Raw genomic sequence first — 21,783 nt, 5'->3', positions numbered from 1 at the left:
TATGGAAAAATTTATTTTATCTTTAGACCAAGGAACAACAAGCTCACGAGCAATGTTATTTAATAAAAAAGGTGAAGTTGTACATGTAGCTCAAAAAGAGTTTACACAGTACTTTCCAAAACCAGGTTGGGTAGAGCATAATGCAAGTGAAATTTGGGGATCTATCCTAGCAGTTATCGCATCTTGTTTATCTGAGTCAGGTGTTCATGCGGATCAAATCGAAGGAATTGGGATTACCAATCAGCGTGAAACAGCAGTAGTATGGGAAAAAGCAACAGGGAAACCGGTGTACAATGCAATTGTATGGCAATCTCGACAAACGTCTGGTATTTGTGAAGAATTAAAAGCAAAAGGATTAAACGATACGTTCCGCGACAAAACGGGATTATTAATTGATGCATACTTCTCTGGAACAAAGGTGAAGTGGATTTTAGATAACGTAGAAGGTGCACGTGAAAAAGCAGAAAACGGTGAATTGTTATTCGGAACAATTGATACATGGTTAATTTGGAAGCTATCAGGCGGAAAGGCGCATGTAACGGATTACTCAAACGCATCCCGCACGCTTATGTTCAATATCTACGATTTAAAATGGGATGATGAACTGCTAGACATCTTAGGGGTACCGAAATCAATGCTTCCAGAAGTGAAGCCTTCTTCTGAAGTATACGCTCATACAGTAGACTATCATTTCTTTGGTAAAAACATTCCAATTGCTGGAGCAGCCGGGGATCAGCAAGCCGCTTTATTTGGACAAGCGTGCTATGAAAAAGGAATGGCGAAAAACACCTATGGAACAGGCTGCTTTATGCTCATGAATACGGGTGAAAAAGCAGTTAAGTCCGATCACGGTTTGTTAACTACATTAGCATGGGGGATTAACGGCAAAGTAGAATATGCGCTTGAAGGCAGTATTTTTGTAGCAGGATCTGCTATTCAGTGGCTTCGCGACGGTTTAAGAATGTTTAAAAATGCGGCTGAAACTGAAAACTATGCAACGCGAGTAGAGTCTACAGACGGCGTATATATTGTGCCAGCTTTCGTAGGACTTGGAACACCTTATTGGGATAGTGATGTACGGGGGGCGATGTTTGGATTGACTCGGGGTACAAAAAAAGAACATTTTATCCGTGCAACGCTTGAATCACTAGCTTATCAAACAAGAGATGTATTAAGTGCAATGGAAGCGGACTCTGGAATTACATTAAAAACATTGCGTGTAGACGGAGGAGCAGTTAAGAATAATTTCTTAATGCAGTTCCAAAGTGATGTGTTAGACGTTCCGGTTGAACGTCCTCAAGTGAATGAAACAACGGCTCTTGGGGCAGCATATTTAGCGGGTCTAGCGGTCGGCTACTGGAAAGATTGCGATGAAATTGCGCAGCAGTGGAATATGGAAAAATCTTTCGAACCAAGTATGGAAGAAGAAAAGCGTGAAGAATTATATAGCGGCTGGAAAAAAGCCGTACATGCAACAATGGCTTTTAAGTAATTATTTGATGAAAATCCTTTAATTAAAAGCGCATGTATGATATAATTTACTCAAGTTAATAAATTGGTTGGAGAATCGGAGAGACCACAGATCCATATGTAGGCATACTATATATGTGATTTGTGGTCTCTCTTTTTTGTATATTGGAAAAATTTTATATCTTTGAAAAATGAAAGGGGAATGACGTATGTTTTCAAGTCAAACACGTTCGAATAAATTGGTAGACATGACACAAAATCAATACGATTTACTAGTAATTGGTGGGGGAATTACTGGGTCAGGTATTGCACTTGATGCGACTCATCGAGGCATGAAAACGGCATTAGTTGAAATGCAGGATTTCGCAGCAGGAACATCTAGTCGTTCAACAAAGCTTGTTCACGGCGGTCTACGCTATTTAAAACAGTTTGAAGTTAAAATGGTAGCCGAAGTTGGTAAAGAACGTGCCATCGTATATGAAAATGGCCCTCATGTAACGACTCCGGAGTGGATGCTGTTACCTTTCCATACAGGTGGAACATTCGGTAAATTCTCAACTTCAATTGGACTGCGCGTATATGATTTTTTAGCTGGTGTAAAACGCTCAGAGCGCCGCAAAATGTTTAGCGCAGAAGAAACACTTAGCCGCGAGCCATTGGTGAAATCTAAAGATTTAAAAGGCGGCGGTTACTACGTTGAATATAAAACAGATGATGCACGTTTAACGATTGAAGTAGCTAAAGAAGCTGCAGCAAGAGGGGCAGACTTAGTCAATTACACAAAAGTGGAAAACTTCATCTACGATAAAGGAAAAGTAGTAGGGGCGGTTGTTCGTGATCAGCTTACGAATAAAGAATATAATATCTATGCGAAAAAAATCGTCAACGCTGCAGGTCCATGGGTGGACACGCTGCGTGAAAAAGATAATTCAAAAAAAGGCAAGCAGCTTCAATTAACAAAAGGAATTCACTTAGTTATTGACCAAGAACGCTTTCCGTTAAAACAAGCCATTTATTTTGATACACCTGATGGACGTATGGTATTTGCGATTCCGCGTGATGGAAAAACATACGTAGGCACAACAGACACGGTCTATAAAGAAGACGCTAGACATCCGCGTATGACTGTAAAAGACCGTCAATATGTTATTGATGCGATTAACTATATGTTCCCAACGGTTGATCTTACGGTAGACGACGTAGAATCAAGCTGGGCGGGTGTTCGTCCACTTATTCACGAACAAGGAAAAGATCCTTCTGAAATCTCGCGTAAAGATGAAATCTGGACATCAGAATCAGGTTTAATTACAATCGCTGGAGGGAAATTAACTGGGTACCGTAAAATGGCTGAAATTGTCGTAAATCGCGTAGCTGAAGATTTTAAAGCAGAAGGACGCGAATTTGAAAGCTGTCAAACTAAACATTTACCGATTTCTGGAGGTAATGTAGGCGGTTCAGGTGGGTTCCCAACGTTTGTAGAGCAAAAAGTCAAAGAAGGCATCAAACTAGGGTTATCACGTGACGCTGCTGAAAAGCTTGTAAAACGCTATGGCTCAAACGTAGATAAAGTATACCGCTACATGATTGAACGTCCTGATCAGCTAAAAAACAGCGACCTTCCAGCTAGTGTATTTCTGCAAATTCAATATGGCATAGAAGAAGAAATGGTTTCAAAACCAGTGGACTTCTTCATTAGACGTACGGGCGCTTTATTCTTTGATATCAACTGGGTAAGAAGCTGGAAAAAACAAGTGATTGCTCATATGGCCGAAGAGTTAAAGTGGACGCCTGAGCAAACAAAAGCTTATACGGATGAATTAGAACAGCACCTTCATGACGCAGTTGTACCAGTAGATGAAAAAGTTAACCGTATGACAGGTATTTCATGATAAAATAAAAAAGCACCTCAAAATTTGTCAATACAGCCATAATATAATAGCAGGAAGTCAAATTTTGACGAAGAAATATAATATGACTGTTAAAAAAAGAGAAAGACGATTACTCGTTTTTCTCTTTTCATACATATTTACATCTATATAAGGGGGCTTTTTTTTATGAGTTGGAAAGAAACGTATACATCTTGGATTAATTATCCAAATTTAGATCCTGAATTACGTCAAAATTTAGACGCAATCAAAGGTGATGAAAAACAATTAGAAGATAGTTTTTACAAAACATTGGAATTTGGAACAGGCGGAATGCGTGGGGAAATTGGAGCCGGTACAAACCGTATGAATACGTATACAATCCGAAAAGCTTCCGAAGGCTTTGCTGAGTACATTAAACAAGCTGGCGAAGAAGCTATTAACCAAGGAGTAGTCATTGCGTATGATTCTCGCCACAAATCCCCTGAATTTGCAATGGAAGCAGCAAAAACATTAGCAAGTCACGGAATTAAAACGTATGTATTTGAAGAGCTAAGACCAACACCTGAACTTTCATTTGCAGTGCGTGAGTTAAACGCATTTGGAGGTATTGTTATTACAGCGAGCCACAATCCTCCTGAATATAACGGATACAAAGTATATGGTCCAGACGGTGGTCAGCTGCCGCCAAAAGAAGCTGATGAACTAGTTGGCTTTGTAAATGCTGTGGAAAATGAACTTACATTAGCTGTTCAATCTGAAGCGGAGCTAAAAGAAAAAGGTCTTATTGAAATGATTGGTTCAGCGATTGACGAAGCATACAATGAGAAACTAAAAACGATTTTAATTAATTCAGAGCTAGCTTCTGAAACAGGTAAAGATTTAAAAGTGGTTTTTACACCTCTACATGGTACAGCTAATAAGCCAGTTCGCAACGCGCTTCAATCCATCGGTTACGAAAATGTCACGGTTATTGAAGAACAAGAACTTCCTGATCCAAATTTCTCGACGGTTAAATCTCCGAATCCTGAAGAACCAGCTGCGTTTGAATATGCTGTTCGTAAAGGAAAAGAAATTGATGCAGATATCTTAATCGCAACGGATCCAGATGCAGACCGTTTAGGAATTGCTGTCAAAGATCCAAGCGGCGAATATGCGTTATTAACAGGAAACCAAACGGGTGCTTTATTGCTTCACTATTTGCTTTCTCAAAAGAAAGAAAAAGGCGTGCTGCCTGCTAATGGCGTTGTGTTAAAAACGATTGTAACGTCAGAAATCGGCGCACAAATTGCTCGTTCATTTGGACTGCAAGTTGTTGACACTCTAACAGGTTTTAAATTTATCGGTGAAAAAATTAAGCAATATGAGCAAACGGGCGAGTATACATTCCAATTCGGTTATGAAGAAAGCTACGGCTATTTAATTGGTGACTTTGCTCGTGACAAAGACGCTGTACAAGCAGCCATTCTAGCAGTAGAAGCTTGTGCTTATTATAAAAAGCAGGGCATGACGCTATATGAAGCGCTTCAGCAAGTGTTTACTAAATATGGTTTCTATCGTGAAGGTCTGAAATCTTTAACGCTTAAAGGAAAAGAAGGATCTGAGCAAATTCAGCATATTTTGGCTACATTTAGAAATGAACCTCCTAAGAATATTGCAGGATTAAATGTTTCGGTTGTAGAGGATTATACATTAAGTGAGCGTCAGCATATTAAAGCAGGGAAAGTAGAAGAAATTACATTGCCAAAATCAAATGTATTAAAATATATCTTAGAAGACGGTTCTTGGTTCTGCCTTCGTCCATCTGGTACAGAGCCAAAGGTGAAGTTCTATTTTGGCGTCGTGTCAGAAGATGAAGCAACGAGCATTGCTCATTTAGAAGCTGTACAAACAGCTGTAATGGGTGAAGTAGAACGTGTATTAGATAAAGTGAAAACGGTATAAAAGTAAAGCCTGCTCAAACTTGAGCAGGCTTCTTTTATGATACTTTATTTGATTGCGTATTTGACAAATACGAAGAAGATCGTAGGGCTTTATAAATTTTCGGAGCAAGCATAGCCCCAAGAACAGTAAAAATAAGATCCTTTACCGCAAACCACGACATAATCTTCCAAGCGGCTGCATATGTCATTGCAGGAGCTTCAAGCCAGTAATTAACCGCTGCATACATATACGTAGTACCTATTAAATAAATAACGGCAATACCAACTAGTGATGAAATTAAAAAGATAGAAAAAGTTGGCTTGCCGCGCATCTCCATAATTTTTCCTGTGATAAATGCTGCTACGATATAAGAAAGCAAAAAGCCGCCAGTGCTTCCAAATAAAATACCAATTCCTGCTTTAAATTGAGCAAATACTGGGGCGCCGGCAATGCCAATTAATACGTATACAATCATTGAAATAGAACCCATTCTGCTCCCAAGTAAAAGTCCTGCTAATATAACAAAAAAAGGCTGAAGTGAAAGAGGCACGCCGCCTACTTGTAAAAAAGGTGCCCAAGAAGTAATGTTTGCACCAATAGCCATAAGAGCCGCAAACATACCAGCTAGCGTTAAATCTAATGTGCGAAACCTTTTATTAGTACTCATATATGTTCCTCCCAGTATGTACTGAAATATCTTAGCGTATGTACTGAAGATTGTACGTCGAATCTGCTTTTATGTCAACGATAAAAATAAATGTGTTTACATATATTATTTGATGTTTTTTGAAATAAAGTATGCATATTTTTAGTGCAACATAAAAAAATAAAGAAGGGAATTCATCCCTTCTTTGTCCAAGTGTGTGTATCAAAAATACTAGTACAATGATTCTTCCAGAAGCTCCGGGTTGTGCTCCGAATATTCCGTTGCATGATCAATGTAGCGTAGTAAAGAATAAAGCTCTTCTTGAATGATGCGGTAGTTTCGTTCAAAATTGTAGGCGTGCAAAAAATGTTCAATCTTTTTTGAAAGAAAATCGTCGTCTGTTCGAACCATTAAAATTAATAAGTTATCCCATTGTGAACGGTGTGTGTAATATAAAGCTCGATCATAATCAATTACATCCATTAATAACGTTCCTCCTTTTGAGGAGTTGAAATTAGTGTATGATATTTGCGGGAATTCTTACGCTGTAAATGTTGGGCAAAAGACCAGTGCATAATTAAAAGAGGTTGTAGTCATTATGCAAGAAGAATAAACGTACAGGACCCTATAAATGATAAGAAAGGCAAAGAATGATGCAGCATAACAGTTATATTACATCCATTATTTAAGACAACTAAATAAAAATCCCCTTTTCTTGAAAAAATAAAGCTTCTTTTTGATGAAAACACATGAATTGACATGTTTGTACATAGATTGAAGTAAGGAGTGAAAGGGGGAGCTGTCGTGAAAGAAGCAGATTATAAGCAATTATACCGTGCGATTGATGAAATTACGGAAATAGCTAGCGGTTTCGGCTTAGATTTTTATCCGATGCGCTATGAAATTTGCCCGGCAGATATTATTTATACGTTTGGTGCATATGGGATGCCAACTCGTTTTTCACATTGGAGCTTTGGAAAACAATTTTACAAAATGAAATTACACTACGATCTTGGATTGAGTAAAATTTATGAATTAGTTATCAATTCAGATCCTTGTTATGCATTTTTATTGGATTCCAATGCGCTTATTCAGAATAAATTAATTGTAGCTCACGTGTTAGCCCACTGTGACTTCTTTAAAAATAACAGCCGTTTTGCCAACACTAAACGGGATATGGTAGAAAGTATGGCAGCGACCGCTGATCGAATTAAAGAATACGAAGTAAAGCACGGTAAGCGTGAAGTAGAAAAGTTTTTGGATGCTGTCCTATCGATTCAGGAACATATTGATCCGTCTCTTATGCGTGCCAAGCTTTCTTGGAGCATAGATGATGTAGAATCATCGGAAGAAGAAATCATTTCTCCTTACGATGATTTATGGAATTTGGATTATAAAGAAAAGAAAAAACCAAAACCTCCAAAATCTTTTAAAAAATTTCCGCCTCAGCCTGAAAAAGACATCTTATTATTTATCGAAGAATACAGTCCTTATTTAGAGGACTGGCAGCGGGATATTTTAACGATGATGCGAGAAGAAATGCTTTATTTCTGGCCGCAGCTTGAAACAAAAATTATGAATGAAGGCTGGGCTTCTTTCTGGCATCAGCGCATTATTCGAGAAATGGACTTAACGAGTGATGAAGCGATAGAATTCGCCAAGCTAAATGCAGGGGTTGTGCAGCCCTCTAAGACGGGAATCAATCCATATTATTTAGGTTTAAAAATCTTTGAAGACATTGAAGAACGCTACAATAATCCAACAGAAGATATGATTCGCCGGGGCGTGGAGCCGGGGTCAGGAAGAGAGAAGATGTTTGAGGTACGTGAGGTTGAATCAGATATTTCCTTTATTCGCAATTACTTAACAAAAGATTTAGTCATGCGAGAGGATATGTACTTATTCCAAAAACAAGGAAAAGACTATAAAATCGTTGACAAAGAGTGGACAGAAGTTAGAGATCAGCTTGTTAATATGCGCGTAAACGGCGGATTTCCTTATATCACAGTAACCAATGGAGACTATCTAAAAAATGGAGAGCTCTATTTAAAACATTGGTATGAAGGAATTGAATTAGATGTCAAATACTTAGAAAAAGTGGTACCGTACGTTCATCAGCTTTGGGGCCGCCCCGTTCATTTAGAAACGGTAATGGAAGGCAAGCCAATCGCCTTTACGTATGATGGAAAAACAGTGCATAGAAAACATTTGTAAAAAAGAAGACCGCTTAAACAGCGGTCTTTTTGGGCTTCTGTAACTTATCCATATAAATTGAAAAAATAAAATTACTATGCAATAATCGAATGAGAATTACTTTCATTTAGAAAGGAAGATAAGATGTTTGTTGTAAACGCAAGTTTTGAAACAGAAAAGAAATTTGAAGAACAGCTCACGCAAAAAGCTAAGAAAAACAAAACAGAAATTGAGGCAGCCAAAGGAAATTTATCGTTCGAATGCTGGAAAAAAGATTCTGCAGATAAAGTTGAATATGTCTTTGTATCGAAGTGGGAAGACAAGCAGTTCTTTCAAGCGTGGATCTCAAGAGAGGAACATGTGAACGAACATAAAGAAGCGAATAAAAAGAAAACGAAAGCATTTTCTAAAGCTATGGAAATCAAGAAAACGATGCGTTTTTATGAGGCGGTAGAAGAGGACATTCTTTCCTAAAAAAGCATGCTTGACTTTCATAAATGTTGTAACTATAATGATTACAACAAATTAGGAGTGAGAGCAATGAAAATTAGCAGTCGATTCACCGTGGCCGTTCACATACTATCTTTAATTAAAGTAGATAGCAGTCATCTTAGTACTTCAGAGTGGATTGCTAGCAGTGTAAATACAAATCCTGTTGTTATAAGACGAGTAATTGGGATGTTAAAGAAAGCTGGACTCGTAGGTGTAAAAGCCGGAGCTGGCGGAGCTTATCTATTGAAAGATCTAGAAGAGATAACGTTGCTGGACGTTTATCGAGCGGTGGCGGCAGTGGAAGAAGGAGAATTGTTTCAAATGCATGAAAATCCGAATGTGGAGTGTCCTGTAGGAGCCAATATTCAAAGTGTTCTTGAATTGATTTTAAAACGTTCTCAAGATGCCATGGAACAAGTCTTAGCGGATGTGACCATGAAAGAATTAGTGACGGATTTAATAGCAAAAATAGATGCATAATAACATGCTTCTGTTCGTAAAAAAACGGAGAAACCTAGGTTTCTCCATTTTTTTATAGCTTCACAATTGTTCGTCCTCGAGCTTGTCCTTTTAATAAAGTCGGAAGTACCTCAGGGAGCTGTTGTAGTGAAATTTCTTGCTGAATGAAAGGTTCGAAGCTTTCAGGCTTAAAGTCATTAGCAAGTCTATTCCAAATCTCTTTTCGAGTAGGCATTGGACAGTAAACAGAATCGATACCTAATAAATTAATCCCTCTTAAAATGAAGGGAAAGACTGTTGTTGGCACTTTGCCTCCAGCCGTTAGCCCGCTGACCGCTACAGAGCCTCCGTACTGAATTTGACTGAGAACAGAAGCTAGAGGCTCTCCGCCCACAGGATCCACCGCAGCGGCCCATTTTTCCTTGCCTAATGCTTTTAATTTGCCGTTATAAACATCTTCACGCGCTACAATAGAGGAAGCGCCAAGCTCTTTCAAATAAGCTGCTTCCGAGCTTTTTCCCGTACTTGCTTCCACTGTGTAGCCTAATTTTGAAAGAATGGCAACTGCAAAGCTTCCTACACCTCCCGTAGCGCCTGTTACAAGCACAGAGCCATTAGATGGACTAGTATGGTTTTCCTCTAAGCGATGCACAGATAAAGCAGCTGTAAAGCCAGCTGTTCCGATAATCATTGCTTCTTTTAACGTTAAATTTTCAGGGAGAGGGACAATCCATTCGCTGCGTATGCGCGCATACTCACTATAGCCTCCAAAGTGTGATACGCCAATGTCATAGCTTGTTGCAATGACATGATCACCTTCTTTAAAATCAGGGCTGTCAGAAGATACAACAACTCCTGCTAGGTCGATTCCTGGAACAAATGGGTAGCTTGTCACAATATTTCCGTTTGCGATGCTGGCTAAGCTATCTTTATAATTCACCCCTGAATAATGAACGCGAATAAGTACATCGCCTTCTGGCAAATCGTTTAGCGTCAGTTCTTGGACGGACGCCTCCACTTGCTCTTCACTTTTTTTATCTACGATTAATGCTGAAAATGATTGCTCCATTTTATTTCTCCTTTCTATAATGAGATGTATATATCTATACATAGACTACCTTATTTCTATACCCATTATAGAAAATAGTAAAAGAAGTTCCTAATACTTTGATTACGAAAGAGATTATTTCATTATAAAATAGCGGTATAGCTATTAGTTAGCAATACATAGAAAAGAGGAGAAGAGAAATGAGCACAAACATATATTTTAACCATGATGCAGGCATTGATGATTTAGTATCGCTTTTTTTACTGCTGAAAATGGATGATGTAAAGGTAACAGGGGTATCTGTTATTCCCGCTGACGGATATCTAGAGCCAGGTATCAGCGCAAGCCAAAAGATTATTGATCGTTTTGGAAGTTATGATATTGAGGTCGCTAAATCTACTTCACGCGGTATGAATCCATTTCCAAAGGAGTGGCGCATGCATACGTTTTATGTAGATGCACTGCCGATTTTAAATGAAAAAGGGGAAGTACAAACAAAAATAAATCAGCTCCCTGCTCATGATCATTTAATCGAGACATTGCAGCACACAGCCGGGAAAACAACTTTATTGTTTACAGGACCGTTAACAGATTTAGCAAGAGCATTGGAAAAAGCGCCGGAAATAGAAAAGAAAATTGACAAGTTAGTATGGATGGGCGGTACATTTCAAGAAGTAGGAAACGTGCAAGAGCCCGAACATGATGGAACGGCGGAGTGGAATGCTTTTTGGGATCCAGAAGCAGTAGCGAAAGTATGGAAAAGCAAAATTAAAATTGAGATGGTTGCTTTAGAAAGCACGAATCAAGTTCCCTTAACGCCCGCTATTCGTCAAATGTGGGCTTCACTTCGAAGATATGAAGGAGTAGACTTTGTAGGGCAGTGCTACGCGGCTTGCCCGCCGCTTGTACACGTTGAAACCAATTCAACATATTATTTGTGGGATGTACTCACAACAGCATTTACAGGGAATTCAACACTTGTGAAGGTAAAAACCGTTTCGAGTATTGTGCATACAGAAACACCGAGCCAAGGAAGAACAGAAATTTCCGAAGAGGGACGACCTGTAGATGTCGTATATGATGTCACAGCTGAAGCATTCTTTACGTACATTACAGATTTGATGAAAAAAGCAGTAGCCAAATAAAGAAAAAGGTTGCACATGAAAGTGTGCAACCTTTTTAATGAATCATATTCAAGAATTGACGTGTCCGCTCTTGTTGAGGATTTGAAAATATTTTATCTGGTGTCCCTCTTTCCATAATGACGCCTTGATCCATAAAAATAACTTCATCCGCTACTTCACGGGCAAAGCGCATTTCGTGAGTTACCACCACCATCGTCATTCCTTCTTTTGCCAAGTCTTTCATGGCTTGAAGAACGTCTCCTACAAGCTCAGGATCAAGAGCTGAAGTAGGCTCATCAAACAGCATAACTTTTGGATCCATCGCCATTGCTCTGGCGATGCCAACGCGCTGTTGTTGTCCGCCAGACAGCTGGAAAGGATAAAAGTCGAGCTTGTCTCCTAAGCCAACTCGTGTTAATAATTCTTTCCCTCTTTTTTCTGCTTCTTGAGTGGAAACACCTTTTACAATTACAGGACCTTCCATAACATTTTCAAGTGCAGTTTTATGAGGAAATAAGTTATAGTTTTGAAAGACCATACCTGTTAGGCTTCGAAATGAAGTAATGTCTTTTTTACGAACAGGCTTGGTAAAATTCATGCTTTTTTTATCAAGTTCAATCGTACCGTCTGTTGGGATTTCTAACAGATTTAAGCAACGTAAAAAAGTTGTTTTACCGGATCCAGAAGGGCCGATTAATACAATTACCTTGCCCTGTTCAACTTCCAAATCAATCCCTTTTAATACTTGCAAATCACCGAATGATTTATGCAAATTTTTGATATTAATCATATAAAAAACTCCTTTAGCTACTTGAAACGGTTATTTAGATACGTAACGATCTAGTCTTATTTCAATGCGTCCTTGGATAATGGATAAGATTGTGCACATAATCCAGTACAAGAGCGCTGCTTCACTATAAAGAAGTAAAAACTCATAGTTAGTTGAAGCAATTTCTTGAGCTTGACGGAACATTTCAGAAACAAGAATAAGCGATGCAAGTGACGTGTCTTTAATAAGACTAATAAAAGAGTTAGATAATGGCGGAATCGATACACGTGCTGCTTGCGGTAAGATAATCCGTCTTAACGCTTGGGAATAGGTCATACCAAGTGAGTAGCCAGCTTCCCACTGTCCTTTAGGAATAGATTGAATTGCTGCTCGGATAATTTCAGATGCATAAGCACCTACACTTAATGAAAATCCAATAACAGCAGAGATAAATGGATCAATTGTTATATCTAAGTTAGGTAATCCGTAGAAAATGATAAATAATTGCACAAGCAAAGGCGTTCCACGAATAATTGAGACATATACACGTGCAATCATGTTTAATACCTTACTTGACGACAAGCGAGCAAGTGCTGTTAAAACAGCTAACACAATGCCTATGGCAAAGCTTATTAATGTTAGTGGAATAGAATATTGAATAGCTCCCTTTAGCATTGGTAAGAGAGATGATTGAGCGATTGAAATCAATTGATTCAATCGCTCTCCATCAGGAAAAATATTATTTAGGAGAAACATCTTCGCCAAACCATTTCTTAGAAATTTTTGCGTATGTTCCGTCTTTTTTCATATCTTTCAATGCTTTGTTTACTTCATCCACTAACTTACCGCTGTCTTTTCTAAACATAAAGCCGCTTGCAGCACCATCGGATTTTTCATCCGCGATTTTGATAGGTGCGTTAGGGTGCTTTTTCTTATAGTCAAGGAACGATAATTTATCGTTGATTGTAGCATCAACACGGTTTGCGCTCATTAGTTCTACTGCTTGAGCAAAACCTTCAGCACTCGTAATGTTTGCACCATAAGATTGAGCCATGTCTTTATAGTTACTTGTTAATGACTGTGCTGATTTTTTTCCTTTTAAATCTTTAAATGATTTGATATCTTTTTCGTCTTTACGAACAATTAATACAGCGCCTGACTGGATGTATGGATCAGAGAAATCGTATTTCTTTTGACGATCTTCACGAATACCCACTTCGTTAGCAATCATGTCAAAGCGTTTAGCATCTAATCCGGCAAACATGCCATCCCACTGTGTTTCTTTGAACTCAGCTTTTACGCCAAGACGTTTAGCTACTTCTTGAGCCAATTCTACATCAAACCCAGTTAGCTTTTGTTTGTCATCATGAAAAGTGAACGGAGGGTATGTACCTTCAGTTCCAATTGTTAATACGCCATCTTTTTTCACTTTATTATATAAATCCTCTTGTGAAGATTTATTGTCTCCATTGTTTGCTTCATTTTTTGAGCTAGAACCGCATGCGGCAAGCACAACTGTGAAAGCTAATAGTAGCGACAAAAGTGCAGCAAATTTCTTCATTTTCTAAACCCCCTAGTATTCTGATAGGAAATGATACTCTGTGATACTAAACAAGAACACAGCAAAAGTCAACAAAAAAAACTTATACGATTAATGTGACTTAAAATAAGGGAAATATACCTTCTATACACGGTTTGTCATAAGGATACAGAAAGATTTTAAAATTTGGATTAAGTGGATTTTTAAGGGAGATTTGAGGAGTAAAAAGGAAGTTTCATGCGACGATTTTCTCTTTCATTTTTTCATGACTTTTGGTGCAATAAACATATAGTTAAATGTTAAGGTAGAAATAAATTCCTTATGGTACACTTAAAGAAGAATTTATGAAACGGAGCGATATGATGAAAGCCATAAACTTAATCTCAATTGCCTTTGGTGCTATCGCTGGTACATATGCACGTTATTTGCTGAATCTTTCCTTATTATACACGGGCTATCCAATAGGAACGGTAATTGAAAACCTATTAGGAAGCTTCATACTAGGCCTATTAACAGGATTTTTTGTGTGGAAAAAGCCAAAAGAATGGATAAAGCTTGGACTAGGAGTTGGCGTGTGCGGCGGTTTTACAACGTATTCAACGTTTGCAGGAGACGTCATTTCTCTCACTCAGCACCATTTATTTTGGGGAGCCATTTATGTAATTGTCTCTTTAGTAGGTGGAATCCTTCTTGCTTTAGCAGGCTATCTATGCGGTGAAGCGGCAGGGGAAAATTTAGTGAAAGTACATGAGGTGAAGTAAATGAGCATAGTGAGCTTGGCACTTGGCGGGGCAGCTGGAGGGATATGCCGTTATCTTTTGGGTTTAAAAGTTACAAAAATAGTTTCAAACCCTCCTTTTCCAGTATCAATGCTGTTTGTAAACTTGCTCGGTGCGTTTGGCCTTGGTCTTTTTTACGGTAGTTATTATGGAAAGGTTCCGAGTCATGCTTATGATGATTCAATATTTTTAATGATTGGCATTGGGTTTTTTGGTGCCTTTACCACTTTTTCAACGTTCAGTGTGGAAACCGTACAGTTAATTCGAGAAAAATCTTATCGAAAAATGTTGGCGTATGTGGGGATTTCAGCATTTGGAACAGTTGGTTTATTTACAGTCGGTTTACTGGCAGGAACGTTTTTATTTAAGTAAAGAGAACGTTTCTAGTAGGGAAAAACAAAAAGACGGAGAAGTAGAGAATGGATAGAAAAGCAGAAGTTTGGAAATACATTTTGTTGATTGTAGCTGTTGCAGGTCAGATCATCGGTTTTTTATTTTTATTTATAAATGTTGTCGCGGCATTTATTTTTTACGGTTTTTATATTCTAACTTTTATTATGTTACTCCTGCTGTTTATATGGGATCGGAAAAAGGAAAAAGACAAAGAAGAATTTGACGACTATACCGATTACTAACCATATAAAAAGCAGAATGATGCGGTGCGCCGGGCCTCTTACTTACTAAAGAAGCTTAAAAGATACATCTATAAAAAGAAGAGAGCTGTAAGAGCATAAAGAGATATTGTATTTACATCTAGTTGTGTTATAATTTTAAGTGCGAAAACAAAATCAATAAATAGCAATCACTAGGGGAGCTTTTTGAAGCTGAGACGAATGTATTTCGGACCCTTTGAACCTGATCTGGTTTGGACCAGCGTAGGGAAGTGGTGATCATGTTTACATAACGATGCATGCTAACCACTCTACGTTGTAGAGTGGTTTTTTGTATGTAATAAAACCCTCTACACAAGATGAGGTGATTGAAATTTCTCTTTATTCTGAATAGAAAGGTTTCGATCATGTGGATATTCCTAAATTTCATGTCATTACAACAGATAAGCAGCCAATCGAAGAGCTTCAAAAAATTTTAACGGCTATCGCGCCTTTTGCGGGCGCCGTTCATATTAGAGAAAAAGAGAAAACGGCAAAGCAGATTCAATGTTTACTAGAAAGCCTGCCATTTTGTCGCTCTAAAATTATTTTGAATGACCGAGTTGATGTAGCGCATGCTTTAAAAGCAAAAGGCGTACAGCTTGCCTATCATAGTTTAGACGTTTCGGTTGTTATAGACGCATTTCCTTCTCTTATTGTCGGAAAATCAGTTCACTCTGTGGAAGAGGCTTTAGAAGCTGAAAAAGATGGTGCTCACTACATTCTATACGGACATATTTATTCAACACATTCAAAAAAAGGATTAAAAAGTCGAGGGATAGCAGCACTAAAAGAAGTAGTAGACGCTGTGCAGATACCGGTTATTGCCATTGGAGGAATTACACCTGTAAATGCCAAAGAGGTGCTTCAAACAGGAGCACACGGTATAGCTGTGATGTCTGGTGTCATGCTTGCGCAAGATCCCCTCAAAGCGATTAAACAATATTCTCATATATGGACATCTGGAGGTGGAGAAAATGAAGCAGCATTATGATGTACTGTTAATCGGAGGAGGTATAATCAGCTCTTCTATCGCTTATCATTTGTCAAAACAAGGAGCGTCAGTAGCTATTCTTGAACGCAATCAAATTGGTTGTGAAGCTTCAAGTGCAGCCGCTGGTATTTTAGGTGCTCAAGCTGAAATTGATGAAGAAGGTCCTCTTTTAGACCTTGCTATTAAGAGCAGAAGCATGTTTCCTGAACTGGTGAAGGAACTAAAAGAAAAAACGGCCATCGATGTAGAGCTCATTCAAAAAGGCTTATTAAAAGTCGCTGTAACAGAAGAAGATGCACACGTATTAAAGAAAAAAGCCGCTCAGCACCACCGGTGGGATGAACATGTAAGATGGATCGATGTAAAAGAAGCGCGTTTGTTAGAACCCGGGCTCTCTCCAGACATATACGGAGCCATTACAATACCGGGAGACGGCCAGCTAGCTCCGGCTAAGTTAACGCAAGCTCTTGCTCATGGAGCCTTGTATCACGGAGCAGATGTATTCGAATACTGTGACGTTCATTCTCTTATTATGGAAAATGAAACAGTAAAAGGTGTACAGACGTCCAAAGGCTCTTTTTATGGAGAAAAAGTAGTTATTGCAGCAGGCTCATGGGCTAAACGCTTTATTTCTTCTGAACATGTAGGTCAGGTGTTTCCCGTAAAAGGGGAGTGTATTGCTCTTCAAAGTCATAAGCCGCTGCTTTCTAAAACGATTTTTTTAGATGAAGGTTTTTACTTAGTGCCTAAGACTGGTGGAAGAATCGTAATCGGGGCAACTAAGCTACAGCATGATTTTACCAAGACGGTTTCTGCACAAGGTATTCAATTTTTGCTGAATAAAGCTTCTGCGCTTCTGCCGGCTATTAAAGAAGCCACATTTGAAAAAGCATGGGCTGGTCTTCGTCCGCAAACAAATGATGGCTGGCCTTATTTAGGAGAGCATCCTGAAATAGCGAATCTACACATGGCGTTTGGCCACTACCGAAACGGTATTTTATTAAGTGCTGCAACTGGAAAAATTATGGCTGATGCTTTGTTAGGGAAAAAGCTGAATCATTCATTTTTTACATCATTTCAGCTAACAAGAGTAATGGAGGGAGTTCATTGAATCTAATCATTAATGGTAAGACCGTTACTTTTGGAGATGAAATTGAAACGGTCGAGCACTTGTTGCAGGCTCAGAACCTGCATGAACGAGTGGTAATTGTTGAGCTAAACAAGAACATTTTGCAAAAAGAAGAACATAGCGATGCATGCTTAAAAGATGGCGATATATTAGAAGTTGTTTCATTTGTCGGAGGAGGATGAAGAGTATGTTAAAAATTGGACAATATACATTTAATTCACGTTTATTATTAGGGACAGGGAAATTTCCGGACTTTACGACTCAGCGTCAAGCGGTAGAAGAGTCAGAAACAGAAATTTTAACATTTGCTGTGAGACGAATGGATATTTTTGATCAAAATCAGCCTAATTTATTAGAAGCGCTTGATGTGAAGCGTTTCACTCTTTTGCCTAACACTGCTGGAGCAAAAAATGCAGAAGAGGCCGTACGTATTGCTAAATTAGCAAAGGCTTCTGGACTTTGTGACATGGTGAAAGTAGAAGTAATTGGATGTGATAAAACGCTGCTTCCTGATCCAGTTGAAACATTAAAAGCCAGTGAAGAACTGTTAAAAGAGGGCTTTACCGTTTTACCTTACACATCAGATGATGTTTTACTTGCGCGTCGTTTAGAGGAGTTAGGCGTACATGCCATTATGCCAGGAGCTTCGCCTATCGGTTCAGGTCAAGGTATTATTAATCCGTTGAACATGCGTTTTATCATTGAACAATCAACTGTTCCAGTAATTGTAGATGCAGGTATTGGAACGGCTTCAGACGCAGCTCAAGCTATGGAGTTAGGAGCAGATGGTGTGTTATTAAATACAGCTGTTTCAGGAGCAAAAGATCCTGTGAAAATGGCTCGTGCTATGAAGTTAGCGATTGAAGCAGGACGAGCAGCATTTGAAGCAGGACGTATTGAAAAGAAACAATATGCAACGGCAAGCAGTCCAACAGAAGGGATGAGTATCGGTTGATTAATCGTTATTCCCGCCAAGAATTGTTTCAACCTATTGGAAAAGGCGGACAGCAGCAAATTCAAGAAAAGCATGTTCTGATTGTAGGAGCAGGTGCTCTTGGAACAGGGAACGCGGAGGCCCTTGCGCGAGCGGGGATAAAGAAAATAACGCTCATTGACCGGGACTATGTAGAATGGAGCAACCTTCAGCGGCAGCAATTGTATAGTGAAAAAGATGCTGATAAAAGAATTCCAAAAGCAATTGCCGCTAAAAAACGGCTTCACGATATTAATCACGATGTAAAAGTAGAAGCGCACGTAGCAGACGGTACCCCTCAAGTTTTAGAACAGCTTGTTGAGGGGGTAGATGTTATGATTGATGCAACCGATAATTTTGACACACGCCTTGTAATGAATGATTTATCACAAAAATATGATATTCCTTGGATTTACGGAGCATGTGTAGGAAGTTATGGAATTAGTTATACTATCATACCAAGTGAAACACCGTGTTTATCCTGTTTGCTTGAATCTGTACCGCTTGGAGGGTTAACATGTGATACAGTGGGGATTATTAGTCCTGCTGTCCAAATGGTAGTCGCTCATCAAGTAACAGAAGTGTTAAAAATATTAGTCGGAGACTGGAATGCGCTCAGGAGGGAACTTGTTTCGTTTGACGTATGGAAAAATGAGTATACGAGCATCAATGTGAACGTGTTTCGCAAATCTGCTTGCCGCTCATGCGGCAGTGAACAAACGTATCCCTTTTTACAATATGAAAATCAAACGAAAACAGCTGTGCTATGCGGAAGAAACACGGTACAAATCCGTCCGGGCAAATCAGCCAAGCAGCCGCTGCAGTCTTTAGGTGAACGATTAAAAGAAAAAGGATATAAAATTGAACAGAATCCGTATCTGCTTTCTTTTTATGTAGATGATTACCGTTTAGTTATGTTTCAAGATGGGCGCGTCTTTGTCCATGGAACAAACGATATAGTAGAAGCAAAGTCACTTTATCATCGGTATATTGGGTAAGAAAGAGATGGAGGTTTCAAGCATGACAGTACCAAAAGCATTAACCATTGCTGGATCAGACAGCGGTGGAGGAGCAGGCATTCAAGCAGATTTAAAAACATTTCAAGAGCGTGACGTTTTTGGCATGTCTGTTATTACAGCTGTGACCGCACAAAATACAGTTGGCGTTCAAGGAGTTTATCCTTTAGAAGTAGAAGCAGTTGAAACTCAGTTAGATTCAATTGCCACTGACTTATTTCCTAATGCAGTGAAGACAGGTATGTTGTTCAGTGCTGATATTATTTACGCAGTGGCTCGTAAAATCAAACAGTACGGACTGCAAAATGTTGTAGTTGATCCCGTTATGATTGCAAAAGGCGGTCAGTCTCTTCTTCAAAGTGAAGCCGTACAGGCTCTAAAAGAATTGTTGCCTCTTTGTGAAGTCATTACGCCGAACATACCGGAGGCGGAAGTCATCACGGGTAAAGAAATTCACACGATCGAAGACCGAAAAGAAGCGGCAAAACAGATTCATGAGCTAGGTGTAAAGCACGTGGTAATTAAAGGCGGACATGATCAATCTCATCAAGATATGATTGATATAGTGTATGATGGTCATAAGTACGTTGAAATCACGCATGAAAAGATGAATACAAAGCATACACATGGAACGGGATGCACGTTTGCTGCTTGCGTCACAGCTGAACTAGCGAAAGGCAAAAGCGTGGTTGAAGCAGTTCAAACTGCCTCGGATTTTGTTCACTATGCGATTAAGCACACGCTTGAAATTGGTTCCGGACACGGTCCTACTAATCACTGGGCGTATGGAAAATACTTTCGTTCAAACATATAAAAAAACGTGCCTACAATCTAGGCACGTTTTTTATGAAGAAGGAATATGGGTAGGAATCTCTCCATCGATGCCTAAATAATAATGTCTAAGGGGCTTTAAATTATCATCAAGCTCATAAACAAGCGGCACGCTTGTAGGAATATTCAAGTTCGCAATGCCATCAGGCGAAATGTTATCCAAGTACTGCATTAGAGCCCTAATCGTATTACCGTGAGCGGAAATAATAACCTTTTTTCCAGCTTTAATAGAAGGAGCAATAGTTTCGTCCCAGTATTCTAGAACCCGCTTTTCTGTATCGGCTAAGTTTTCCGTTACAGGAAATTGTCCCTTAGCTAATTCCTTATACTTAGGGTTAGAAGCTTCATAACGAATATCTGTTGTCTCTAAAGCAGGAGGGCGTTCGTTCATCGACCTTCTCCACAAATGCACTTGCTCTTCTCCAAATTTTTTTGCGGTTTCTTCTTTGTTCAAACCTTGAAGAGCCCCGTAGTGCCGTTCATTCAGCCTCCAAGATTTATATACGGGAATCCACATGAAGTCCATTTGATGTAAGACAATCCATAGAGTGCGAATGGATCGTTTTAAAACAGAAGTATAGGCAATATCAAAAGTATATTCGTTTTTCTTTAGTACTTTTCCAGCTTCTCGCGCTTCTTGCAATCCATTTTTAGAAAGATCTACATCCGTCCAGCCTGTAAATTTATTTTCAAGATTCCACACGCTTTGTCCGTGCCGAATCAACACAAGTTTTATCATCGTGTTCTCCTTTCAACAGTGACTAAGGACTCTATTCTTTTTTATTATGAGAAGGAAAGAGTTTTTTATCCTAAAGCCGGGGAAAGGAGTTTTTATCATTTAGAAAAAGTGATGCCGAAAAGTAAAGCTTTAACTTTTTTACGCATATGATAAAAATAAAAAAGGGAAGGGAAGATAGTGGATGAGTGACCAAGAACGTCAGATTCAAGCGCTGCACGGCCAGATTGAAGATTTAAAAGAAGAAATGTATCAGATGAAGCTTGATATTAGCCCATTAGAGAAAGAAAAAGGAAAGCCTGTTTTGACACAGGCTCTCGTTGGTCAAATAGGAGGTTTTGTTCTAGGTGGATTAGCTATAATCGGTATTTTCTGGATGTAGAACTTCTCGTTTTGAAAACGAAAAGTTCTCCTGATTTTTCAATAAGCAATCCCAACGCGGCATTTGGAAAATTTTTGAGCCCATATCTCATGGTAGGTAAAGTGAGCGGTATCTCCCGTTGAGATTTTAACGGCATCAGCTGGTAAAATATCTTTTTCCACTCGATACGTGCCTGTTATTTCACCCTCAGGCAAGTATGTTGGGCATATAACCGTCCAGTTTAGATCACTTTCCTTCAAGTGTAAGTATCCTTTTAAATGATCTTCTGCTGCTCTGGTCGTTTTACGCTTTGATTCATTTGATTGAAAACGATACTTTTCTGGTTCTGTTCGTGATTGTAAGATGCCTGCAGTTCCAATGGTAAGAATACGATGAACGCCGTAATACTTCATGCTGTTTATAATAAGCGGCATACTTTTTGAAATTGTCTCTGCACCATCTGTATTTAACGCGCTGACTACGATATCTTGGTGCTTGAGGGCAAAGTTGATATTTTCTTGATGAAGTACATCGCCTTGTAAGATATGTAGGTTTGGATGGCTAACCTGTAGCTTATTGCGGTCTCTAACAAGTACAGTAACGTCGTTTTCATCTTTTAGCATCATTTTTAATAAAGACTGTCCAACTCGCCCTGTAGAGCCTAATAGTAAAATTTTCATTGGCTACACCCCTCTATAAAAGATAGTATCTATTCTTTAGGATATACAATCTGTATACTTATTCATAATAAAAAGCATGCGTAGCATAAAGTAATACAAAGTTGA

At 38.9% G+C, this 21,783-nt stretch carries 25 protein-coding genes and 1 riboswitch; of the genes, 17 read left to right on the top strand and 8 right to left on the bottom strand.

The features are described 5' to 3' along the window. The first annotated feature begins 1 nt into the window (after position 1). The 3 genes from glpK to AC1DEF_RS24470 all read left to right on the top strand — a co-directional run bounded on the left by glpK (position 2) and on the right by AC1DEF_RS24470 (position 5,279). Positions 2-1,492, top strand: a complete 1,491-nt coding sequence (glpK, locus tag AC1DEF_RS24480; RefSeq protein ID WP_043981689.1) for a glycerol kinase GlpK — start codon at positions 2-4, stop codon at positions 1,490-1,492. Between the two features lie 187 nt (positions 1,493-1,679). Then, the gene (locus tag AC1DEF_RS24475) at positions 1,680-3,359 is read left to right on the top strand and encodes a glycerol-3-phosphate dehydrogenase/oxidase (RefSeq protein ID WP_043981690.1); all 1,680 of its coding nucleotides are present in this window, start codon (positions 1,680-1,682) and stop codon (positions 3,357-3,359) included. Positions 3,360-3,524: 165 nt separating this feature from the next. Further along, a complete protein-coding gene (locus tag AC1DEF_RS24470) occupies positions 3,525-5,279 on the top strand; it encodes a phospho-sugar mutase (protein ID WP_097824987.1) in 1,755 nt (584 codons plus the stop codon). A gap of 34 nt (positions 5,280-5,313) precedes the next feature. On the opposite strand, the gene AC1DEF_RS24465 is transcribed toward AC1DEF_RS24470, so the two are convergent. Both AC1DEF_RS24465 and AC1DEF_RS24460 read right to left on the bottom strand, forming a co-directional pair. Next, on the bottom strand, positions 5,314-5,925 hold the full coding sequence (locus AC1DEF_RS24465; protein WP_028410248.1) for a biotin transporter BioY: 612 nt from the start codon (positions 5,923-5,925) through the stop codon (positions 5,314-5,316). A gap of 210 nt (positions 5,926-6,135) precedes the next feature. Further along, on the bottom strand, positions 6,136-6,387 hold the full coding sequence (locus AC1DEF_RS24460) for a YhdB family protein (protein ID WP_013055267.1): 252 nt from the start codon (positions 6,385-6,387) through the stop codon (positions 6,136-6,138). Between the two features lie 321 nt (positions 6,388-6,708). On the opposite strand from AC1DEF_RS24460, the gene AC1DEF_RS24455 reads away from it, so the two are divergent. The 3 genes from AC1DEF_RS24455 (at position 6,709) to AC1DEF_RS24445 (ending at position 9,069) form a co-directional block, all read left to right on the top strand. Further along, complete coding sequence (locus AC1DEF_RS24455) at positions 6,709-8,118, top strand: SpoVR family protein (RefSeq protein WP_013055269.1); 1,410 nt, start codon at positions 6,709-6,711, stop codon at positions 8,116-8,118. Positions 8,119-8,241: 123 nt separating this feature from the next. Continuing rightward, positions 8,242-8,571: an antibiotic biosynthesis monooxygenase family protein gene (locus tag AC1DEF_RS24450; RefSeq protein WP_097824988.1), complete on the top strand. Its 330-nt coding sequence runs from the start codon at positions 8,242-8,244 to the stop codon at positions 8,569-8,571. A 66-nt stretch (positions 8,572-8,637) separates the two neighbouring features. Continuing rightward, positions 8,638-9,069 (top strand): Rrf2 family transcriptional regulator, encoded by a 432-nt coding sequence (locus AC1DEF_RS24445; protein ID WP_097824989.1) that lies wholly within the window; start codon positions 8,638-8,640, stop codon positions 9,067-9,069. 52 nt (positions 9,070-9,121) lie between these two features. On the opposite strand, the gene AC1DEF_RS24440 is transcribed toward AC1DEF_RS24445, so the two are convergent. Continuing rightward, positions 9,122-10,117 (bottom strand): NADPH:quinone oxidoreductase family protein, encoded by a 996-nt coding sequence (locus AC1DEF_RS24440; protein WP_097824990.1) that lies wholly within the window; start codon positions 10,115-10,117, stop codon positions 9,122-9,124. Between the two features lie 179 nt (positions 10,118-10,296). On the opposite strand from AC1DEF_RS24440, the gene AC1DEF_RS24435 reads away from it, so the two are divergent. Beyond that, the gene (locus AC1DEF_RS24435; RefSeq protein WP_097824991.1) at positions 10,297-11,241 is read left to right on the top strand and encodes a nucleoside hydrolase; all 945 of its coding nucleotides are present in this window, start codon (positions 10,297-10,299) and stop codon (positions 11,239-11,241) included. 34 nt (positions 11,242-11,275) lie between these two features. Here AC1DEF_RS24435 and AC1DEF_RS24430 read toward each other — a convergent pair whose 3' ends face one another. From AC1DEF_RS24430 to AC1DEF_RS24420, 3 genes are read right to left on the bottom strand one after another with little or no spacing between them, the layout of a single operon-like run. Then, positions 11,276-12,010, bottom strand: a complete 735-nt coding sequence (locus tag AC1DEF_RS24430) for an amino acid ABC transporter ATP-binding protein (RefSeq protein ID WP_043981696.1) — start codon at positions 12,008-12,010, stop codon at positions 11,276-11,278. Positions 12,011-12,040: 30 nt separating this feature from the next. Next, positions 12,041-12,745 (bottom strand): amino acid ABC transporter permease, encoded by a 705-nt coding sequence (locus AC1DEF_RS24425; protein ID WP_043981697.1) that lies wholly within the window; start codon positions 12,743-12,745, stop codon positions 12,041-12,043. Beyond that, positions 12,729-13,550, bottom strand: coding sequence for an amino acid ABC transporter substrate-binding protein (locus AC1DEF_RS24420; RefSeq protein WP_013081647.1), 822 nt, complete (start codon positions 13,548-13,550; stop codon positions 12,729-12,731). The genes AC1DEF_RS24425 and AC1DEF_RS24420 overlap by 17 nt, the downstream gene beginning before the upstream one ends. Positions 13,551-13,873: 323 nt before the next feature. Here AC1DEF_RS24420 and AC1DEF_RS24415 point away from each other — a divergent pair, with 323 nt between their 5' ends. From AC1DEF_RS24415 to thiD, 9 genes are all read left to right on the top strand, one after another. Beyond that, positions 13,874-14,290, top strand: coding sequence for a fluoride efflux transporter FluC (locus AC1DEF_RS24415; RefSeq protein ID WP_235567445.1), 417 nt, complete (start codon positions 13,874-13,876; stop codon positions 14,288-14,290). Continuing rightward, positions 14,291-14,680 (top strand): fluoride efflux transporter CrcB, encoded by a 390-nt coding sequence (crcB, locus tag AC1DEF_RS24410; protein WP_013055278.1) that lies wholly within the window; start codon positions 14,291-14,293, stop codon positions 14,678-14,680. It abuts the gene before it with no gap. A gap of 47 nt (positions 14,681-14,727) precedes the next feature. Then, on the top strand, positions 14,728-14,943 hold the full coding sequence (locus AC1DEF_RS24405) for a hypothetical protein (protein ID WP_013055279.1): 216 nt from the start codon (positions 14,728-14,730) through the stop codon (positions 14,941-14,943). 162 nt (positions 14,944-15,105) lie between these two features. After that, positions 15,106-15,207, top strand: a riboswitch (TPP riboswitch). A gap of 121 nt (positions 15,208-15,328) precedes the next feature. Beyond that, positions 15,329-15,952, top strand: coding sequence for a thiamine phosphate synthase (locus AC1DEF_RS24400; protein WP_013055280.1), 624 nt, complete (start codon positions 15,329-15,331; stop codon positions 15,950-15,952). Further along, positions 15,936-17,063 carry a glycine oxidase ThiO gene (gene thiO, locus AC1DEF_RS24395; protein WP_477727571.1) on the top strand — a complete coding sequence of 376 codons (1,128 nt, stop codon included), beginning with the start codon at positions 15,936-15,938 and terminating at the stop codon, positions 17,061-17,063. The genes AC1DEF_RS24400 and thiO overlap by 17 nt, the downstream gene beginning before the upstream one ends. Next, the gene (gene thiS / locus AC1DEF_RS24390) at positions 17,060-17,263 is read left to right on the top strand and encodes a sulfur carrier protein ThiS (RefSeq protein ID WP_013055282.1); all 204 of its coding nucleotides are present in this window, start codon (positions 17,060-17,062) and stop codon (positions 17,261-17,263) included. The genes thiO and thiS overlap by 4 nt, the downstream gene beginning before the upstream one ends. A gap of 5 nt (positions 17,264-17,268) precedes the next feature. Next, complete coding sequence (locus tag AC1DEF_RS24385; RefSeq protein ID WP_013055283.1) at positions 17,269-18,036, top strand: thiazole synthase; 768 nt, start codon at positions 17,269-17,271, stop codon at positions 18,034-18,036. Continuing rightward, entirely contained in the window at positions 18,033-19,052 is a 1,020-nt protein-coding gene (locus tag AC1DEF_RS24380; RefSeq protein ID WP_043981701.1) for a thiazole biosynthesis adenylyltransferase ThiF, read from the top strand. The genes AC1DEF_RS24385 and AC1DEF_RS24380 overlap by 4 nt, the downstream gene beginning before the upstream one ends. 22 nt (positions 19,053-19,074) lie before the next feature. After that, positions 19,075-19,884 (top strand): bifunctional hydroxymethylpyrimidine kinase/phosphomethylpyrimidine kinase, encoded by an 810-nt coding sequence (gene thiD, locus AC1DEF_RS24375; RefSeq protein WP_043981702.1) that lies wholly within the window; start codon positions 19,075-19,077, stop codon positions 19,882-19,884. Between the two features lie 30 nt (positions 19,885-19,914). On the opposite strand, the gene gpmA is transcribed toward thiD, so the two are convergent. Then, complete coding sequence (gpmA, locus tag AC1DEF_RS24370; RefSeq protein WP_013081653.1) at positions 19,915-20,640, bottom strand: 2,3-diphosphoglycerate-dependent phosphoglycerate mutase; 726 nt, start codon at positions 20,638-20,640, stop codon at positions 19,915-19,917. A 181-nt stretch (positions 20,641-20,821) separates the two neighbouring features. Between gpmA and AC1DEF_RS24365 the strand changes: the two genes are divergently transcribed. Continuing rightward, positions 20,822-21,019, top strand: coding sequence for a hypothetical protein (locus AC1DEF_RS24365; RefSeq protein ID WP_477727570.1), 198 nt, complete (start codon positions 20,822-20,824; stop codon positions 21,017-21,019). A 38-nt stretch (positions 21,020-21,057) separates the two neighbouring features. Here the strand turns inward: AC1DEF_RS24365 and AC1DEF_RS24360 are convergent, their stop codons facing one another. Beyond that, complete coding sequence (locus AC1DEF_RS24360; RefSeq protein ID WP_013081655.1) at positions 21,058-21,678, bottom strand: NAD(P)-dependent oxidoreductase; 621 nt, start codon at positions 21,676-21,678, stop codon at positions 21,058-21,060. Between the last annotated feature and the right edge of the window lie 105 nt (positions 21,679-21,783).

The organism is Priestia sp. 10L35 (assembly GCF_056395685.1).
This window is presented reverse-complemented; position numbering and strand designations above follow the sequence as displayed.

Excerpts from the sequence above, each read along its gene's own strand:
- AC1DEF_RS24420 (WP_013081647.1), bottom strand. The coding sequence starts at position 13,550 with ATGAAGAAATTTGCTGCACTTTTGTCGCTACTATTAGCTTTCACAGTT.
- AC1DEF_RS24360 (WP_013081655.1), bottom strand. The coding sequence starts at position 21,678 with ATGAAAATTTTACTATTAGGCTCTACAGGGCGAGTTGGACAGTCTTTA.
- glpK (WP_043981689.1), top strand. The coding sequence starts at position 2 with ATGGAAAAATTTATTTTATCTTTAGACCAAGGAACAACAAGCTCACGA.
- crcB (WP_013055278.1), top strand. The coding sequence starts at position 14,291 with ATGAGCATAGTGAGCTTGGCACTTGGCGGGGCAGCTGGAGGGATATGC.
- AC1DEF_RS24405 (WP_013055279.1), top strand. The coding sequence starts at position 14,728 with ATGGATAGAAAAGCAGAAGTTTGGAAATACATTTTGTTGATTGTAGCT.
- AC1DEF_RS24435 (WP_097824991.1), top strand. The coding sequence starts at position 10,297 with ATGAGCACAAACATATATTTTAACCATGATGCAGGCATTGATGATTTA.
- AC1DEF_RS24445 (WP_097824989.1), top strand. The coding sequence starts at position 8,638 with ATGAAAATTAGCAGTCGATTCACCGTGGCCGTTCACATACTATCTTTA.
- AC1DEF_RS24365 (WP_477727570.1), top strand. The coding sequence starts at position 20,822 with ATGAGTGACCAAGAACGTCAGATTCAAGCGCTGCACGGCCAGATTGAA.
- thiD (WP_043981702.1), top strand. The coding sequence starts at position 19,075 with ATGACAGTACCAAAAGCATTAACCATTGCTGGATCAGACAGCGGTGGA.
- AC1DEF_RS24465 (WP_028410248.1), bottom strand. The coding sequence starts at position 5,925 with ATGAGTACTAATAAAAGGTTTCGCACATTAGATTTAACGCTAGCTGGT.
- AC1DEF_RS24385 (WP_013055283.1), top strand. The coding sequence starts at position 17,269 with ATGTTAAAAATTGGACAATATACATTTAATTCACGTTTATTATTAGGG.
- AC1DEF_RS24470 (WP_097824987.1), top strand. The coding sequence starts at position 3,525 with ATGAGTTGGAAAGAAACGTATACATCTTGGATTAATTATCCAAATTTA.
- AC1DEF_RS24440 (WP_097824990.1), bottom strand. The coding sequence starts at position 10,117 with ATGGAGCAATCATTTTCAGCATTAATCGTAGATAAAAAAAGTGAAGAG.
- AC1DEF_RS24450 (WP_097824988.1), top strand. The coding sequence starts at position 8,242 with ATGTTTGTTGTAAACGCAAGTTTTGAAACAGAAAAGAAATTTGAAGAA.
- gpmA (WP_013081653.1), bottom strand. The coding sequence starts at position 20,640 with ATGATAAAACTTGTGTTGATTCGGCACGGACAAAGCGTGTGGAATCTT.
- AC1DEF_RS24415 (WP_235567445.1), top strand. The coding sequence starts at position 13,874 with ATGAAACGGAGCGATATGATGAAAGCCATAAACTTAATCTCAATTGCC.
- thiO (WP_477727571.1), top strand. The coding sequence starts at position 15,936 with ATGAAGCAGCATTATGATGTACTGTTAATCGGAGGAGGTATAATCAGC.
- AC1DEF_RS24475 (WP_043981690.1), top strand. The coding sequence starts at position 1,680 with ATGTTTTCAAGTCAAACACGTTCGAATAAATTGGTAGACATGACACAA.
- AC1DEF_RS24425 (WP_043981697.1), bottom strand. The coding sequence starts at position 12,745 with ATGTTTCTCCTAAATAATATTTTTCCTGATGGAGAGCGATTGAATCAA.
- AC1DEF_RS24430 (WP_043981696.1), bottom strand. The coding sequence starts at position 12,010 with ATGATTAATATCAAAAATTTGCATAAATCATTCGGTGATTTGCAAGTA.
- AC1DEF_RS24460 (WP_013055267.1), bottom strand. The coding sequence starts at position 6,387 with ATGGATGTAATTGATTATGATCGAGCTTTATATTACACACACCGTTCA.